The organism is Arcicella sp. LKC2W, assembly GCF_034931005.1.
Taxonomy (GTDB): domain Bacteria; phylum Bacteroidota; class Bacteroidia; order Cytophagales; family Spirosomataceae; genus Arcicella.
In genome coordinates, this window is the sequence record NZ_JAYGIN010000033.1 from 19,044 (window position 1) to 35,897 (window position 16,854).

General features: G+C 35.1%; 10 protein-coding genes. 2 read left to right on the forward strand and 8 right to left on the reverse strand.

Features of this window, described 5'->3' with window-relative positions:
• Positions 1–2,190 carry a PepSY domain-containing protein gene (locus tag VB796_RS21720; protein WP_323348694.1) on the forward strand — a complete coding sequence of 730 codons (2,190 nt, stop codon included), beginning with the start codon at positions 1–3 and terminating at the stop codon, positions 2,188–2,190.
• 7 nt (positions 2,191–2,197) lie between these two features.
• Here VB796_RS21720 and VB796_RS21725 read toward each other — a convergent pair whose 3' ends face one another.
• The 3 genes from VB796_RS21725 to VB796_RS21735 all read right to left on the reverse strand — a co-directional run bounded on the left by VB796_RS21725 (position 2,198) and on the right by VB796_RS21735 (position 5,209).
• Positions 2,198–3,190 carry an FAD:protein FMN transferase gene (locus VB796_RS21725; RefSeq protein ID WP_323348695.1) on the reverse strand — a complete coding sequence of 331 codons (993 nt, stop codon included), beginning with the start codon at positions 3,188–3,190 and terminating at the stop codon, positions 2,198–2,200.
• 141 nt (positions 3,191–3,331) lie between these two features.
• A complete protein-coding gene (locus VB796_RS21730; protein WP_323348696.1) occupies positions 3,332–4,249 on the reverse strand; it encodes a hypothetical protein in 918 nt (305 codons plus the stop codon).
• A 6-nt stretch (positions 4,250–4,255) separates the two neighbouring features.
• Positions 4,256–5,209 carry an AAA family ATPase gene (locus tag VB796_RS21735; RefSeq protein WP_323348697.1) on the reverse strand — a complete coding sequence of 318 codons (954 nt, stop codon included), beginning with the start codon at positions 5,207–5,209 and terminating at the stop codon, positions 4,256–4,258.
• 672 nt (positions 5,210–5,881) lie between these two features.
• Between VB796_RS21735 and VB796_RS21740 the strand changes: the two genes are divergently transcribed.
• Positions 5,882–6,913: a replication initiation protein gene (locus VB796_RS21740; RefSeq protein ID WP_323348698.1), complete on the forward strand. Its 1,032-nt coding sequence runs from the start codon at positions 5,882–5,884 to the stop codon at positions 6,911–6,913.
• Positions 6,914–7,080: 167 nt separating this feature from the next.
• Here the strand turns inward: VB796_RS21740 and VB796_RS21745 are convergent, their stop codons facing one another.
• The 5 genes from VB796_RS21745 to VB796_RS21765 all read right to left on the reverse strand — a co-directional run bounded on the left by VB796_RS21745 (position 7,081) and on the right by VB796_RS21765 (position 16,833).
• Positions 7,081–9,339, reverse strand: a complete 2,259-nt coding sequence (locus tag VB796_RS21745; protein ID WP_323348699.1) for a TonB-dependent receptor — start codon at positions 9,337–9,339, stop codon at positions 7,081–7,083.
• A 121-nt stretch (positions 9,340–9,460) separates the two neighbouring features.
• Complete coding sequence (locus tag VB796_RS21750) at positions 9,461–10,867, reverse strand: transposase (protein ID WP_323348700.1); 1,407 nt, start codon at positions 10,865–10,867, stop codon at positions 9,461–9,463.
• 138 nt (positions 10,868–11,005) lie between these two features.
• The gene (locus VB796_RS21755; protein ID WP_323348701.1) at positions 11,006–13,036 is read right to left on the reverse strand and encodes a DUF4331 family protein; all 2,031 of its coding nucleotides are present in this window, start codon (positions 13,034–13,036) and stop codon (positions 11,006–11,008) included.
• Positions 13,037–13,143: 107 nt separating this feature from the next.
• The gene (locus VB796_RS21760) at positions 13,144–14,904 is read right to left on the reverse strand and encodes a DUF4331 domain-containing protein (RefSeq protein ID WP_323348702.1); all 1,761 of its coding nucleotides are present in this window, start codon (positions 14,902–14,904) and stop codon (positions 13,144–13,146) included.
• Between the two features lie 507 nt (positions 14,905–15,411).
• Complete coding sequence (locus VB796_RS21765) at positions 15,412–16,833, reverse strand: gluconokinase (protein ID WP_323348703.1); 1,422 nt, start codon at positions 16,831–16,833, stop codon at positions 15,412–15,414.
• Positions 16,834–16,854 lie beyond the last annotated feature (21 nt).

Genomic DNA, 16,854 nt, shown 5'->3' on the forward strand with positions numbered 1-16,854 from the left:
ATGAATCTTTCTATCTGGAGATACAGCCACTTATTGTTGGCTGTATCTTCTTTTCTTTTTCTAATCTTAGCCACTATTACTGGGATTATTCTTGCTTTTGAACCTGCTGTCGAAAAGTACAAACGCCCAAATCTTGAGTCGCTCGACCAAATTACATTAGCTCAAAGTCTTTCAGTCTGGAAAAAAAAATATCCTTCTATTAGTGAAATAGAAGTTGATAATTTTAAGACAGTCATCGCTAAAAGTTCAGATTTTCCAAAAGAAATATCTTCCGCATATATTCATCCAAAAACTGGGGAGTTTTTAGGGGAATCTCAAGCTCAAAATCCTTTTTTTGAATGGGTAACCGCTTTGCATCGCTCCTTATTTTTACATGAATTAGGTCGTTTTTTCGTCGGAATTACCGCTTTTTTACTACTGCTGATTACTATTTCGGGAACACTTTTACTGATTCAAAGACAAAGTGGTATTCGCAATTTTTTCAAAAAAATCCCAAAAGAAAATTTTGCACAGTATTATCATGTCGTTTTGAGTCGTTGGATACTAATTCCAATATTCATTCTTGCTCTTACAGGTAGTTATTTATCTTTGGTTCGCTTTGAAATATTTGCTTCGCCAAAGGTAAATTTAGAGGTTGATTTAGATAAAATAAATGCTTCTCCACAAATAGCATTTCAAGATTTCAAGGTTTTCAAAGAAATTACTTTAGATGAAGTCAGAAGTATAGAATTTCCATTTTCCGAAGACCCAGAAGATTATTTTACCCTTAAACTGCGAGATAGAGAACTGGCGATTAATCAAATTACGGGAGAGATTTTATCAGAACAAAAGTATCCTTTTTACCAAATGATGACAACCCTTAGTTTGGAGCTTCACACAGGAAGAACCAACCTTTTTTGGGCATTAATTTTGGCGATTGCTTCTATTAATATTCTCTTTTTTATCTATTCTGGATTTGCAATTACTTATAAACGTGTTGCCAAAAAGACAAAAAATAAATTTAAAGCAACTGACAGTCAGTTCATTATATTAGTTGGCTCTGAAAATGGAGGTACTTGGGATTTTGCCAACGGCTTTCATCAACAATTATTAAAGCAAGGAAAAAAATCTTTTATTGATTCATTAAATCAATACCAAACCTACCCAGAAGCAGAACATTTAATTGTTTTTAGTTCGACTTATGGTATTGGCGAAGCTCCATCAAATGCAAACAATTTCAAGAAATTATTGAAGGAACATCCTCAAAACCAAGACATTAACATTTCTGTTGTTGGCTTTGGCTCTCATTCATATCCAGATTTTTGTAAGTATGCGTTTGAACTGCATGATTGGTTGAGTAATGAATCATGGGCAAAACCTTTGTTAGACATTCATACGGTTAATGATAAATCTATCGAAGAATATTCAGGCTGGACGGAGGCTTGGTCTGCTCAATCAGGTATTTTGATTTTAGGAAAAACACCAATAAAACAGCCCAATAAATTTCAAAAAATATCTGTTATCTCTAATACTTCAGGGCATCACTATGATACTTTTTTAATACGTTTTCAAGCAAAAAAATGGGTTAGTATAAAATCAGGAGACTTATTAGCCATATACCCTGCCAATGACCATCGTGAGCGTTTGTACTCCATCGGTATGGTCGATAAAAACAGTATCCAATTAAGTGTGAGATTACACCCTCAAGGCTTAGGTTCAAGTTATTTGCATGAATTAAAAACTGGCGAAAACATTAAAGTACGGATTATCAATAATAGCCATTTTCATTTTCCAAAAAAAGCCAAAGAAGTGGTTATGATTTGTAATGGAACAGGAATCGGTCCATTTTTAGGAATGATTAGTCAGTGTAGAAAAAATGTGAAATGTCATCTATATGCTGGTTTTAGAGATTCTAACTCAATGATGCTTTATAAACCACAATTGGAGGGATTTTCAAAACAAGCAAAACTTGCGACCTCAGCATTTGCTTTTTCGAGAGAAATAGAAAAACAATATGTTGGTGATTTAGTAGAAAAAGATGCGGACAAATTTGCAGAAATTTTAAAGAATGGCGGAGTAATTATGCTTTGTGGGTCGTTAGCGATGCAAAGAGATGTAATGGAGATACTTAAACATATTTGTGAGCATGAACTCAGACAACCTCTTAGTCATTACCAAGCTCATGCTCAAATCCTTTCAGATTGCTATTAAAGTCGTTTTATTTTAATTGATATAAGTTAATATCCAGATTTTGGGTTGTGATTACTTTTCCCGAATCAGTGATTAGAATTGCACTATAATCTGGATACTTTTTTAATAATTTCAATCCTTTTTCCTTGCCCAAGACCATTATCGAGGTACTAAAACCATTGGCTTTTTCAGCACTACTACCCAATACGGTTACACTACACAAGCCACTTGCGGGGTATCCCGTCACAGGATTAATGATGTGAGAATACCGTTTTCCATTAAAAACCACGTATTTTTGATAACTTCCAGAAGTAACGACGGCACTTTTTATTAAAGGCACAACCGCAAAAACGGTATCTTTTTTCATTGGATTGGTAATGCCAATATTCCAAGGATTTCCATTTGGTTGTGTACCCCAAGAATTCATATCGCCAGAGGCATTTACAATTCCTGCTTGAATACCTTTTGCTAACATCATTTCACGGCAACGGTCGGCGGCGTAACCTTCTCCCAACGCTCCAAAACCAATTTTCATTCCTTTTTTCTTCAAGAAAATGGTACTATTAGTTTTGTTTAATTCTATATGCTCGAATCCTACTTTTTCTACCGACTTTTTAATGGCTTCGGGGGTCGGCATCGTTGTCATTGAACCATCGAATTTCCAAATTCTATCCATTGCTGCAAAACTAATATCGAATGCTCCGTTCGTTATTTTTGAAAAATGCAATGCTCTTTCCGTCAAAGCAAGCACTTCTGCATCTACCTTGACAGGTTTAATTCCTGCATTTCTATTTACTTCCGAAATTTGTGTTGTGTTTTTCCAGTCTGAAATAAGATATTCGATACGAGAAACCTCTGCAATAATTTCATTGATACTTTGTTCAGCTAAAGTTGTATCTTTCGCCACCACCGTAATATCAAACCGCCCACCCATTAGCATGGTTGTTCGTTTACGAAGTACCTGAGCATTAGCAATAATAGTGATTGTGAAAAATATTAATAATAAACTACATTTTTTCATTACAGTAAATTTTGTAAACCGCTTGATTGTTATTACAAAAAACACTTTTATCTGTAATTATAGATAAAAGTGTTTTTGAGGGTTTGTTTCGATAAATAAAATGAGACTAAAATCATAAGGTTCAAATTGAACCTTATGATTTTAGTCAATATAAGAAGCCATTTTGGAAATGATAGTTTGTAACGCCGTTAAGTAAATTTTATCTTTTGATTTGTAAAATTTCTTTGCAGTTTGTAGTAAAATAGCTGCATCATTTTCAAAATTTTGCGGTGATTCCTTCAAAGATACCTCTATTTCAGGAAATGAATTTTCTAAAATAATGTTCAATTCATCTAAATTCTGAATCGGTTTTTCAATAGTATCATTTTTTGCGATTGACTGTATTAAGGTCTTAGATACTTTTTGTTTCCCCGTTAAAATATCGTCTCTGAAATTCTTATCCAATTTAGAAATCCCTTTGGCATATTCAGCATCTCGTTTGATGGTAGAACGTCCAACATTATATTCTTCTGCCAATTTCTCAGCGGTATCAATTCCTTCTTTTTGAGCATAAGGTTCAGATTGAACCTTATGATTTTCACGGTCATATTTCCCTTTTTCAAACTTCTCATTCAAGAATCTTAAACCTCTAAAATAAGATATTTGTTCGGGTCTAAGATTTCTTCTACCAAGCTGTAAATCAATCATATAGTCTTTAACTTCTTGTAAATCAGCAAAAGTTAAAAGCTGTACATTGTAAGGAATATTATTTTCTTTACAAATATCAAAACGATTATGTCCGTCAATTAAAACATAACATGGTTCATCATAATTATCTGTATTTTCAGATATTTTTCCTTGTGTCGTTTCCCATATTGATAGGGCATCACGACAACCATTTTTTATAATATTGGCTTCTAATTGCGAAAATTCATCTGCCCCTAAAGGTGGAATTAAATCACGCAATTCGTCAATAATGATTATATTATTTTTGACATTTTCATTATTAATAAGTTTGTTACCTGCAAAAGTTTCTTTGGTTTTACTGGCAATCATAGCCCCAATATTCATTTTAGCCATTGTATATTATTTTAAAAATTGGAGATAATCAATATATTCTGCACAAAAAGCACTGTATAAACCAGCGGCTTCGGAGGAATTCGAGAATTTAGAAATCGTATTTCCAGCTACTTGAGCTTTCTGAAAATCTACTAAATGCTTAATCTCAGTGTTGAAAATACGTAGAGGGAGATTTTGCCTAATCGCCTCCTTAATGCCTTCATGAACACTATTTTTTTTGACCATTGTAAAGACCAATCCATCAATTGTCAACATCGGATTTAAGTTCTTTTTGATGTCGTGAATTTTCTCTAATAAAGAATTTACTCCTTTCATTGCAGCCATTTCTGGTTGCATCGTAATCAAACAGGAATCGGAGGCATAAAGAGCCGAAACTGTTAATTTTCCTAAAGATGGTGGGCAATCAATCAAAACATAATCATATCGACTCAACAAGGGTAAAATTCTATTTTTTAGACGTAAATCGCCACCTGGCATTAAAATCAATTGATATTCTGCATTACCCAAATCAATATCACTTGGAGAAATATCTAAATTGGTATCCAATGAGATGACAGGAAATTCAATATCCCCAATCAAAGCGTCAGCTACTTGAACCTCAGGCTGTTCAATGCCTAAAATCTGGCTTAAGTTTCCCTGTGGGTCAAGGTCAACCATCAAAACTTTAAATCCTTTGTTTGCCAAAGCTTCACCCAATGAACAAACAGTTGTTGTTTTTCCTACACCACCTTTGTGATTTATTACAGACACAACTCGTGCTTTTTGATATAATTCATCAGAATACCCATAATCTCTCAACACTTTATCGAGTGCAACTAAATGTTTTTCTGCTAACTGCCTACCTTGTGAAAGCGATTGTTGTAACGTTCCCGAAGGGATTTTAGCTTGTTTTTCTACCGCAGATACTGATATAGCTGGTCGGTGTCTCAAAAACTTTAAAGCATTTTCTTGTGTAATCATATATCATGTAATAATATTCATACAAATTTAATATATTTGTAATAACATTATTACAAATATGGGTAATATTTAATTAAAAAATTAGTCTTATAGCCCTAAGGGGAGTTTTTGGACACATTCACAAATAGCGTTGAAATATATGTTTTTAGCTACAATCAGTAACAACCAATGTATTTAACGTCTAAAAAGTTAAGAAAATAATTGTTTTTGACCTTGTTAAAAGGCTTAAAATTCACACAAGGGGAGTTTTCGGACACTTCGGAAAGTCTTTTTTATTCAATTTAGGTTTTATTAAGTGGTAAAGGGAGTTTTTAGACACTTTTTAAAAAACTACTAAAGTTGCTATGCCTATTTAGGTCTTGTTTTAGCTAAAATTGACCCCAATACTTTTATTTTTAGTAATTTTTTCTCTTGATTTATATATTTCTCAATATTATTTGATTGATTTAGGAGATTGTAAACTATTGAAAACCAATTACTTACAAGATGTAAGGGGAGTTTTTAGACACTCTAAGGGGAGTTTTTAGACACTTAGAAACGCTGTAAGGGGAGTTTTTAGACACTCTAAGGGGAGTTTTTAGACACTTAAAACTTTGCTAATATCAACGATTGTGGATAACTTTATATGATGTTGCCTAATATCATATAAAACTTAATAATCTACCGAAATTTATGGAAAATGGAGACGAACTATCCCAAGTACAAGAATATAATTTTGAAGAGCAAACTTTCATTGAGAGGCGAGCTAATAATTACTTACCTAACAATTTAGTTGTCAGCCATGCCAAATATGGAAGGATAGAGCAAAAGATTTTTGAGTTTTTCATTAACCAGATAGATTTTGAGAAATCAAGAGATATTTCATCAACAACAGGGTTAATTATCAAAATTCCATTAAAATATATCTCGAAGCATATTAAATACGCCGATTTAAAGACCCATTCAGCCACTCTGGGAGCCAAACCTATCACAATTGAGGAAATATCCGTTGAAACCAAAAAGGAGAAATTTACGCACCTTTTCCCGTTTATTAAAATTGAGTACAATCCAGACAAAGGTTTTTTGGAATTTTATACAAATCCTCAGATTTCACCGTATCTATTTTTTCTTGAAAAACAGTACGCCAGATACAAATTTGAAAACGTTTTAAGTTTCAAATCAATTTATACAACACCCATGTATAGATTATTGCGAATGCATATTGGGCAAAACCGCAATATGTTTGTTTACAGTATTGAAGAAATCAGGAAAATTTTGGGCGTTGACGCAGATAAATACACAAATTTTAAGGATTTTAAAAAATATGTAATTGAACCTGCTAAAAAAGAGTTGGCAGATAGCCCATACGAATGTATAAATTTTGAATACGAAAGTACAGGCAAAAAACTTAGAAATGTTTCTCACTTGACATTTACCATTTTGGATGCCATCACCATAAGCCACAGAGAAAAAGAAGAATTATCAGATGCTCTAAAAACCATTACCGACCCCGATTATTTATCAAAAGCGGCATCTGTAATTTTGGCTCGTGATTACAATATGCCCAATCATTTAATGAGTAAAATTCTCATGGATGGAGAGCTTTTAACAAGATTTGTGACTTTAGATATTGAATTAAACAATGGAGTTCATCCAAAAGTGAAAAACAGAACAGCTTGGATATTAGCCTGTTTGGATTTGGTAAAGAAAAAAGTCAAGGTATAAATATTGATTTAAGTCAAAAAATGAGGTGGCGTTTTAATAGAAAATTTTGAACCTGTTTAAACTTTTCACTTTGTGCAGTTCGCTGCAACAATGAGTAATTTTTAGATTTACATCAAAGTAATTAAGGTCAAACAGGTCAATATTTTGATATAACACAGATATTATCGTTACAAATTAATCGTCAAACTTAAACGTCCTAAAAAAGGCGTGCCTGGAGTAAAGTGAATTTCCTCAATAGATGTCGTTTCATTGCTCAATCTGCTCTCCGTATTAAATTGGGTTTCTTTCCATTTTACATTAAATAAATTTTGAATAGACAAACCAAGACTATAATGCTTTTTAGTATAATTAAGTTGTAAATCATTGACAAAATACCCTTTGGCAACAACAGAATTATCTTCATTGGCTGGACGGTCAGCAATATAGCGATAACGCAAAGAACCATTAAATCCTGTTGGCATTTGTAACGAAAGCCCGCCAGTTGTTGTAAAAATAGGGGCAAGGGGTAAATAATTTTTCCCCGATTCTTCATCTAAAGAACGTGGTGTAGCGGTGTTTAAATCAGCGTCAAAATACAAAGTCTTCGTTAATTGATAACGAACAGACAAATCAATTCCATAACGACGAGAACGCCCACTTGGCTCTACTACGCCTTCATCGCCAACATAAACAAATTCTTGTTGTGACCATAAATACCACAAAGCCGTGTTGATTAATAAGCGTGGAAATGGTTTATATATCGCTCCGAAATCTGAACCATAAGTGGCAGGTAAAATATGAAGTCCATTTTGTTGTACAACGGCTCTTGTGTCGTTGGAATGAAAACCTTTACCTGTGTTTAGATATAATTGCAAATACGGATTGAATGTATAGTAAAAATTCAATTTTGGAGAAATAATACTCGCTTCAGCACTGCCGATGTTATTTGATGGATTTTGGAGTAAATCCTCGTATTTATTATGAAAATAGTCGAATCTAAGACCAGCATTAATGGTAAATTTTTCAGAAACCTTAATTAATTCATCCGCATAAACTGCTGCATCTATTTCGTTGATATTTCCATATTTCAATTGTTCAAGCGTAACAATTCGGTCTTTTGTTCGAGATAATTCTGTTCCGTTAGTAATGTCTTGACGATATTGTATGCCAAATGTGGTTGTCCAATCGCTTTTTCCAATAGTGCTATTGGTTGAAAAACTACCATTGTATCCAAATAAATTACGCTTTTCTTTCTGTCTAATTTGGTCGCCGTTGATACTATCATTCAAGAAAAAAGTAAAATTTGAATATAACTCAAAGTTGTAATTACTGTAAAAAAGCTGATTTTTGATAACGTTATTTTTGGGCGTAATGGTGGTAAATTGAGCGTTGAAATTGGTTCGAGACGTTTCACCGCCTTCGGTTGGGTCAACCGAACCAAAGAAACCTGTCAATCCCGATTCCACCGCACGGTCTGGGATTTGTCCCGAATGATTCCATTTGCTCCAAAAAGTTGAACCTGTTAGCGTAAGATTTGTATTTGGTGTGATATGTCCATGAAATTTACCCACGACATTCAGACGTTTAAAATTCTGAGGATTATCAAAATACGAATTGGTGTAAGAATATTCTGAAGCAATATAAGCTGATTGATTTTTCACTTTTCCTTTTTCTCCCAACAAATCAAGACCAGCCACAGCTCTAAAAGTATCATATTGACCGCCTTCTAACTTTAGAAAAGAATGGTCAATACTATTACGAGTCCTAAAATCGACCCAACCAGCCGTAGCTAAATTTCCTTTTTCAGCATTGTAAGAGCCTTTTTTGAAATCCACCCCTTGAATTAACTCAGGAATCACAAAATGTAAATCTGCGTAACCTTGTCCATGTGCATGCGAAACCATATTGACAGGCATTCCATCAACAGTCAGGCGAATATCCGTTCCGTGGTCGATGTCAAACCCACGCAAAAAAATCTGTTCCGCTTTTCCACCGCCTGCGTGTTGCCCCATGAATAAACCTGGAACCATTCGTAAAACTTCTTGAGAATTCACAACAGGGCGTAATTTAATATCTAAACTACTAATCAATTGCTGGTCGTGCGGACGTTGCGAAGGCACAATAATTTCCGTAAGTTCTACCGATTTATAACTCAATAATACTTTTACAAACGTATTTAAGTCATCTTTTACCGTAGCCGTAACCGTTTGAGGATTAAACCCAACATGAGCAATTTCAATTTTATAAGGAGCTTCTGGCAGGTTTTCAAAACGAAATTGACCTAATTCATTGGTAAATACAACCTTGTTGAGCCCTGTTAATTGTACACTTACCCCTTGAATAGGCAAGTTAGTTTTTTCATCGTAGGCAACTCCAGAAATATTACCCAAATGAGCAAACGCCTGTAAGGACGAAAGTAGGGAAAATAATAGTATTAAATGTTTCATTATTGTTGATGATGTTTGAAGCTTCAAAGGTATTTCATCCATATAAAATAAAAAATATTGCATTCAGAAGTGTTTTTCTAAATACAATATTTTTAGAGGGATTATTGCTATGAATGGTGAATTATCTAATATTTAGAGCGAACTCATCATTTCTTTTCGTATCCAAACTTGCTACCGTTTTTGAAATTTTACCAGCATCACTCAATAATTCTGGGTCTTTGCAACCAGTGCTTAAGGCTACCAAGATAAATTCTTGAGCTTTTTTGAAATCATTCATTTGATAAGCTACAACCGCCAAAGCATGATTTACATCAATGTTTCGAGGTCTTTTTTTGTATTCAATCAGTCCATGTTTTTTGGCCAAATCCAATTGACCCGATTTTGTATAAAGTTTACAAAGTTCCAAATCTACGGCGTGTCCTGATTTGGCATCTTCGTCTAACATCAAAGCAACTTCTGCAAATTTTTGTTGTGCTTTTTCTTTACTTCCTTGCAAAGCATAGATTTCCGCCATTTCTTCATGGAATGAAAACTCAGGCATAATTTTAGCGGCTTTGTCTAATATTACTAAGGCTTTTTCATATTCTTTATTGGCTTTCAAAACGCTCGCCTGACCACGAAGAGCGAAAGCATAACTTGGGCGAATTGCTAAAATTTCATTGTATTGACGGTCTGCTTCTTTCAGTTTTCCTGTCGTTTCATATAAATGACCAAGTGTATTTTTACTCCAACAGTAAGGTTCAGAACCTGGTAAACCTGCTTGTACTGCCATTTTCATGGCATCAATTGAACCATTAATATCACCGTAGATTTCACGTAAGTAAGAAGCTCTTGAGTATGATTCTAATGACGGTTTGAGTGCTTGCATTTTATCGGACATCAAAACGGCATCTTTGTATAAACCCAATTCTACGTTTGCATCAACCAAAACACCGTAAACGTAAGCATTATCAGGATTGATTTTACGAGCTGCTTCTGCTAATACACGGGCTTCAGCAAATTGATGTTGTGACATTTTTACGGATGCTTTAAAGGTAGTAGCCTCGAAATTGTTGGGATTCAAATATAAAATGCCGTCTAAAATGGTCAGGATTGCAGGGTAATAATAAGGGTGTTCTCCAGTAATACGGGCTTCTGCCAAATAAATAGTAGCTATCTGTAAACGAGATTTTATGTCGCTCGGGTCTTTATTAATTTTTTGCTTAAGTTCTTCTACTTTTCCTTTAGTCTTTTGCCATTCAGAAGCTTTTGATAAATCGCCTGTTCGTTCAAAAAGTGGTGGAATTCCCATACTGGTTGTTCCATCTTGTGAAGATAAGTTATCTGTTTTTGATGTTTTTGTACAACTTATCTGAAATCCTAAAAGTAATAATATTAAAAAATATTTTGAAGTTTGTCTGTAAATCGCAGTAAATGCTTTCATGGCTTTGAATGGTTTTAATAATGTTGTATTTGATTGATTTCCAATACTATAATATACGAGGCTTTGATGTTTTTGGATTTCGAGGGTGAAAATAATTTTAGCCACAAAGGCACAAAGTGTTTTTTTGTCTTCGTGGATAATGCAACGATTAAAATAATTTTAGCCACGAAGGCACAAAGTCTCAAAGTGATTTTATTCATTTTTAGATTCCTTGTGTCTTCGTGGCTAATTCACTTTTAAACTTTAATTACGAATAATCTTTACTGTATTGCGTCCTGTTGGTGAAATTGTTCTCAAGAAATACGTACCAATTTCTTTTCCCAGTTTAAGCGTTTTTATTTCTGTATTACCAGCTTCTTCAATGGATTCATGACTGATAATTTGCCCCTGAATGTTCACAACGTCCATTTCCAAAGATTCGCCTTTAGCTCCTCTCACTTCAACGGTTACATTATCGCTACTTACAGGATTTCCTAAAACTGAAACCGTAAATTTGCCTTCAACAGGTTCTACCGAAGTACGCTCATTTTTATTAGTCGAATTGGTAGATTTACCTGCATAATTACCCCCACGGAAACCTCTCCATGGATTTTGCTCATACGGAAAAACAGCTTTAAATGTTGTATCGTTTTTGGTAACACCCGCATTGAAAGTCAAAGCACTTAACAATTGTGGGGTAACTGGGCTGGCGGTTACGTTTGGTGTATAATCATCGTACCATAAACCAATCGCTGCCAAAACAACCCCACCAACTGCTTGTAATTCAATGGTTGTAACATCATCTTCCAAACGGCGACCGTTAGGGAATCCGTCCATATTTGGAATAAATTGTAGGTCTTTTGAACCATTAAAACGTCCGTCGGTAAGTCCTAAAACGGCTGCATAAACCAATCCCAAAGAATTAAAATCACTACTATTTCTTGGCGTAGCAGGAACTGCCATGTTTAAACGTAATAAATCTCCTAATGTTGGTAAGAAGTTATTAATGAATGGTTTACCACTTGCCAAAGGATTTCCTGCTTTGCCTGTTGCCAATTGGTAAGGAGCTAAATTAGGAACACCTGTATAAAAAATAGGTAAAATATCAACCGCACGTGGACTCGTTGGATTTGGTAATAAAACACTACCAAAAGCTGCTTCAGAAAGAGCCGTTCCGTTTAATGCAGCGTTACCTTTCAAGCCAAATAAACCAGCTTTTCCGTTTCTGAAGTCAAATGAACCTAACGATTTTGATTGAATTCTTAACGATGACAAACCTGGAACTGCTCCGCCAAACTGAGAATCATCCATGTATAAACCTAACTCAGGATTTGAGAAATACGAAGCAAATTGTAAATCTTCGCTTGGTTTAACTGAATTCCATTTATCTTTCAATCCTAAAGGAATAATTGCTTCATTGGTCAAAGGCATTCCCAAACGTGAAACTTGTACATATTCTCCATCATGACCTACATCGCCACCTTGATACAAGGTTTTAATTCTCTGACGACTTGCCGAAGCATACACTCCAATTACATAATCAGAATCAAGGATATTACTTGCCATTGCTACTGTTTTACGGTTTTTTTGTAAAGTAGCGACTGGTACTTCGATTACAATTGAATGACAGTTGAATTTCGCAACGCCATCTATGCCACTATTCGGACGAACATTTCCTACATCAAAAATACCGCCTAAATCCACAAAGAATGGGTCATCAACAGGGCCACAAAACACTTTTTCTCCTGAACTTGCCGTCATGATTGATTTGGTCACCAACTCATTATAATCAGCAGCACCCAAACCTACTGGCGTACTTTCAATTGAACGAGGTCCAATATTGGGAGGTGGCACAATTCCGTTTGAAATAATGGTTGAGAAACTTCTTCCGCCATCCATACTTCTCTCGCAAGTATAAGTTGTTTTAAGATTTTCTTTGCCAAGTCTAATCAAAAAGAACGTTGAAGGGTCTTCGTTTACTCTTTTGAACGTAAAACGATAAACGATATCATCACCTGGAGTTCCTGCATTGTTATCCACATGGATTTCATAACGGATTCTTTCGCCAAATGTGTACCAGTTTGGTCCTCCAGCAGGATGCTCAAATGGAATATAATTGGCAATTAAAACCACATTTTCAGGATTTGTTGGACTTTTGAAGGCATACAAATCGGTATTATCCGCCAAAGGGTCATTTGAAATTAAGGGAGCTTCTCGGTGTGATGAAGCTAAAGACTGCGAAGGAATCTGGCAAATCAAAGCCAGTAATCCCATCAGATATATGAGTTTTTTCATTGTTTTATGAATAAAATTTATGAAATGTTGAGTTTTAAGAATGAGATAATTTCAGAAAATCACTAAGAAACTGTTATTAAATCATTCATTTCCTTTGAAAACCGCACTTAAAAACGAGCTTTAGCTGGATAATCAAATCCTCTCCAAGGACTTGCCATATAAGGGAAACCAGTTCTGAAAGGAGCATCGTTTTTAGTTGGGCCAGCGGTAAATCCTAAAACACTACCCAATTTTGGCGTAACTGGACTTGCCGTAACGCCTGGTGTAAAATCGTCATACCATAAACCAACTGCTGCCAATACTACACCACCTACTGCTTGTAATTCAATGGTAGTAACGTCATCCTCTAAACGTCTGCCATTCGGGAAGCCGTCCATGTTAGGAATAAACTGCAAATCTTTATTTCCTGCGTACATTGGGTCAGTCAATCCTAAAACTGCTGCACCAACTAATCCTAATGAACTAAACTTAGGGTCATTGCGAGGAGTCGGCGGAACTGCCATGTTCAAACGAAGCATATCGCCCAAAGTAGGTAAGAAATTATTAATGAAAGGTTTTCCAGTAGCTAAAGGATTGCCATTTTTGCCCGAAGCCAATTGATAAGGAGCTAAATTGGGAACACCTGTATAAAAAATCGGAAGAATATCAACTGCTCTCGGACTTTTTGCATCGGGTAATAAAACACCACCAAAAGCCGCTTCTGATAAAGCAGTACCTGCTAAAGCTGAATTACCTTTCAAACCTGCTAAACCTGCTTTTCCATTACGGAAGTCAAACGAACCTAAAGATTTTGATTGAATACGAAGAGCATTCAAAGAAGGAACTGCTCCACCAAATTGGGTATCGTCCATATAAAGAGCCAACTCTGGATTGGTGAAATACTTAGCAAATTGTAAATCGTCTCCGTTGTATGGCGTTGTTGCATTCCAACGGTCTTTCATGCCAGAAGGAATAATTGCTTCATTGACTAAAGGCATTCCCAAACGTGAAACCTGTACATAACCACCGTCATAAGCAATTCCATCAGGATAAATAGTTTGGATTTGACGACGACTTGCCGAAGCCCAAACGCCAATCACAAAATCAGGGTCAAGGATATTGCTTGCTTGAGCAACACTTTTTCCATCTTTCTGTAATAAATTAATTGGTACTTTAATGGCAATAGTATGAACGTTAAAACGGTTCAAACCATCAATTGGAGCATTGGTTGTGTTACCTTCTGGACGGAAATTGCCCGCATCAAAAGCACCTGCCAAATCCACGAAGAAAGGGTCATCAACAGGGCCACAGAAAATCTTTTCGCCAGACATTGCACTACCAATCGCTTGTTGTGCCAAAGCATCATAAGAAGTACCCAATCCAACTGTACCATTCTCAATTGAGCGTGGCCCAATATTGGCAGGAGGTACAATTCCATTCATGATAATTGTTCTAAATGTTCTACCTCCGTCGGTACTTTTTTCGCAGATATAAGTAGTTTTTAAATTCTGCTTACCAAGACGAATGTTAAAAAAAGTTGATGGGTCTTCGTTGGTACTTGAAAAAGTAAAACGGTAAGTAATGTCATCACCAGAAGTATTCGCTTTGTTTTTAATGTGAATTTCATAACGAATATTACTGCCAAAAGTATAGTAATTTGGTCCTCCTTCGGGAGATTCAAACGGGATATAGTTGGCAATGATGGTAATGGTATTTGGGTCGTCAGGGCTACGGAAAGCATACACGTCGGTATTATCCGCCAAAGGGTCATTAGAAATTAAGGGAGCTTCTCGGTGACTGGAAGCGAAGCCATAGTTAACTACTGACAGAGAAACGAAGAAGAGAAAGCACTGAAGCCATCTTCTTAATGGTAAACCAATTCTGTTCATTAGACTTGAGATTTAGTATGGATTGAAAAAACACTTAAATTCAAGAGTACAACAGTTGCAAGCAATTGTTATCTCTTTGATTTACATACGATTACCTAAGTCGTTTGGATTTATCGAAAGTTTGGTTGAATATTAATTTTAAAGGAGAAAAATCAAAATAGAAGTTGAAATAGATGTGTCATAAAGCCCAAAAATCCGTTCAATAGCTCGTAAATGCCATAAATGGACGTGTTTGTGAAGAATATTAAAAATGATAAAAAAGATAAAAAAATTACAGTTTTTATCTTTTTTATCATTTCAGAAACCAAATAGAAAGGAAAAAACGGCTATTATTTATAAGATGTTAGTGACCATTTAGAGACGCTTTCTATGAAACATTTGATTGTTTAAAGAACTAATATTACAAAATAACTCATCATCTAACTACACGATATTTATACCACATTGATTTGCTTAATGCTCTTAATCATCAAGATAAAAGGCATTAAACTTGCTTAAACAAACTCTTTAAGACAAATCTTTCAAAACCTCATATACTTTTTTGAATTTGCTAAAATTTTTATGATAAACTGCAAAATTCTCTGGATTAGGAATAAACATTTTTTCCTCAATTTCTTGATGGCTTGGTTCGATTTCAAATGCCATAAATCCAATAAGAACCGCACCCCATGCAGCACTTTCAATGTCTTGAGAAACAACCACCTTCATTTGAAAAATATCAGCAGTCAGTTGTAGCCAAAAATCGCTTTTAGTAAACCCCCCACTGGTCATTATCGTGATTTCATCCCTTTCTTTTTTATCAGGAATTAACACCTCTGTAATGGTCAGTAAACTAAATAAAATACCTTCGATGGTGGCTCTAATACAATGAGATTGAGTGTGATTGATGGTGATGCCTAATAGTGTTCCTTGAGCGGATGCATCCCAAATTGGAGCTCTTTCACCTAATAAATATGGTACAAAAATTAGCCCATCTGAACCAGCAGAAACGGTTTCGGCTTTTGTTAAAAGGTCTTCAAACGATTCTTCTGATTGTAAAATTGATTCTTTTAGCCATTGTAAAACAACTGCTCCGTTATTGATTGCCCCCAATTTAAGATATTGATTATCAACAAGATGATAACATTGCGTTCTCATTTTTGAATCAATAAAAGGTTGGTTTATCGGTAAACGAACGGCTCCACTTGTACCAATGGTTAATGCCATTTTACCTTTTTGCATTGCCCCTGTTCCCAAGTTGGCTAATGCACCGTCTCCACCACCCAAAACTAAAGATAGATTTTGCGTTAAACTTTTAGAAATATGTTTTGGAGAAACAATAGATGAAAGTTGATTTTCACGAATGTCGAGATGATTTAAAATGGTTAAGTCCCATTGAAGTTTCTCAATATCCATCATTCCAGTACCCGAAGCCATTGAAGAATCTATCACATACTCGCCCGTCAAATGATGCCAAACATACTCCTTTATGCTAATGAATTTATGCGTTTTGGCAAAGATTTCGGGTTCATGTTGTCGTAACCAAAGAATCTTAGTCATCGGACAAAACGTATGAATTGGCAATCCCGTACTTTTGTAAAATTCTTTTCCTAACTCGCTATTTTTTAGATTATTAGCAATCTCACTTGCTCTATTATCTGCCCATAAAATAATGTCCGTTAATGGATTTCCTTCTTTATCAACGGCAATAACACTCTGCATTGCTGAACTAAAACTGATAAAATAAGGCGTAATATTGGTTGATACTTTATTGATACATGCTAAAACAGCCGTTAGAATTTCTGATGGTTTTTGAACACTCCAATCGGGTTGAGGATGATACATTTCATAGCTTATGCAACAATGATTGACGACTTTTCCTTCTTGGGTAAAAACCATTGCTTTGGTGGCAGTTGTTCCAATGTCTATGCCTATATAAAAATGGTTCATTGATTAAAGGTTGTAACGATA

Coding starts and splice junctions, on each gene's coding strand:
- VB796_RS21720 (WP_323348694.1), top strand. CDS start 1: ATGAATCTTTCTATCTGGAGATACAGCCACTTATTGTTGGCTGTATCT.
- VB796_RS21725 (WP_323348695.1), bottom strand. CDS start 3,190: ATGAAAAAATGTAGTTTATTATTAATATTTTTCACAATCACTATTATT.
- VB796_RS21730 (WP_323348696.1), bottom strand. CDS start 4,249: ATGGCTAAAATGAATATTGGGGCTATGATTGCCAGTAAAACCAAAGAA.
- VB796_RS21735 (WP_323348697.1), bottom strand. CDS start 5,209: ATGATTACACAAGAAAATGCTTTAAAGTTTTTGAGACACCGACCAGCT.
- VB796_RS21740 (WP_323348698.1), top strand. CDS start 5,882: ATGGAAAATGGAGACGAACTATCCCAAGTACAAGAATATAATTTTGAA.
- VB796_RS21745 (WP_323348699.1), bottom strand. CDS start 9,339: ATGAAACATTTAATACTATTATTTTCCCTACTTTCGTCCTTACAGGCG.
- VB796_RS21755 (WP_323348701.1), bottom strand. CDS start 13,036: ATGAAAAAACTCATATATCTGATGGGATTACTGGCTTTGATTTGCCAG.
- VB796_RS21760 (WP_323348702.1), bottom strand. CDS start 14,904: ATGAACAGAATTGGTTTACCATTAAGAAGATGGCTTCAGTGCTTTCTC.
- VB796_RS21765 (WP_323348703.1), bottom strand. CDS start 16,833: ATGAACCATTTTTATATAGGCATAGACATTGGAACAACTGCCACCAAA.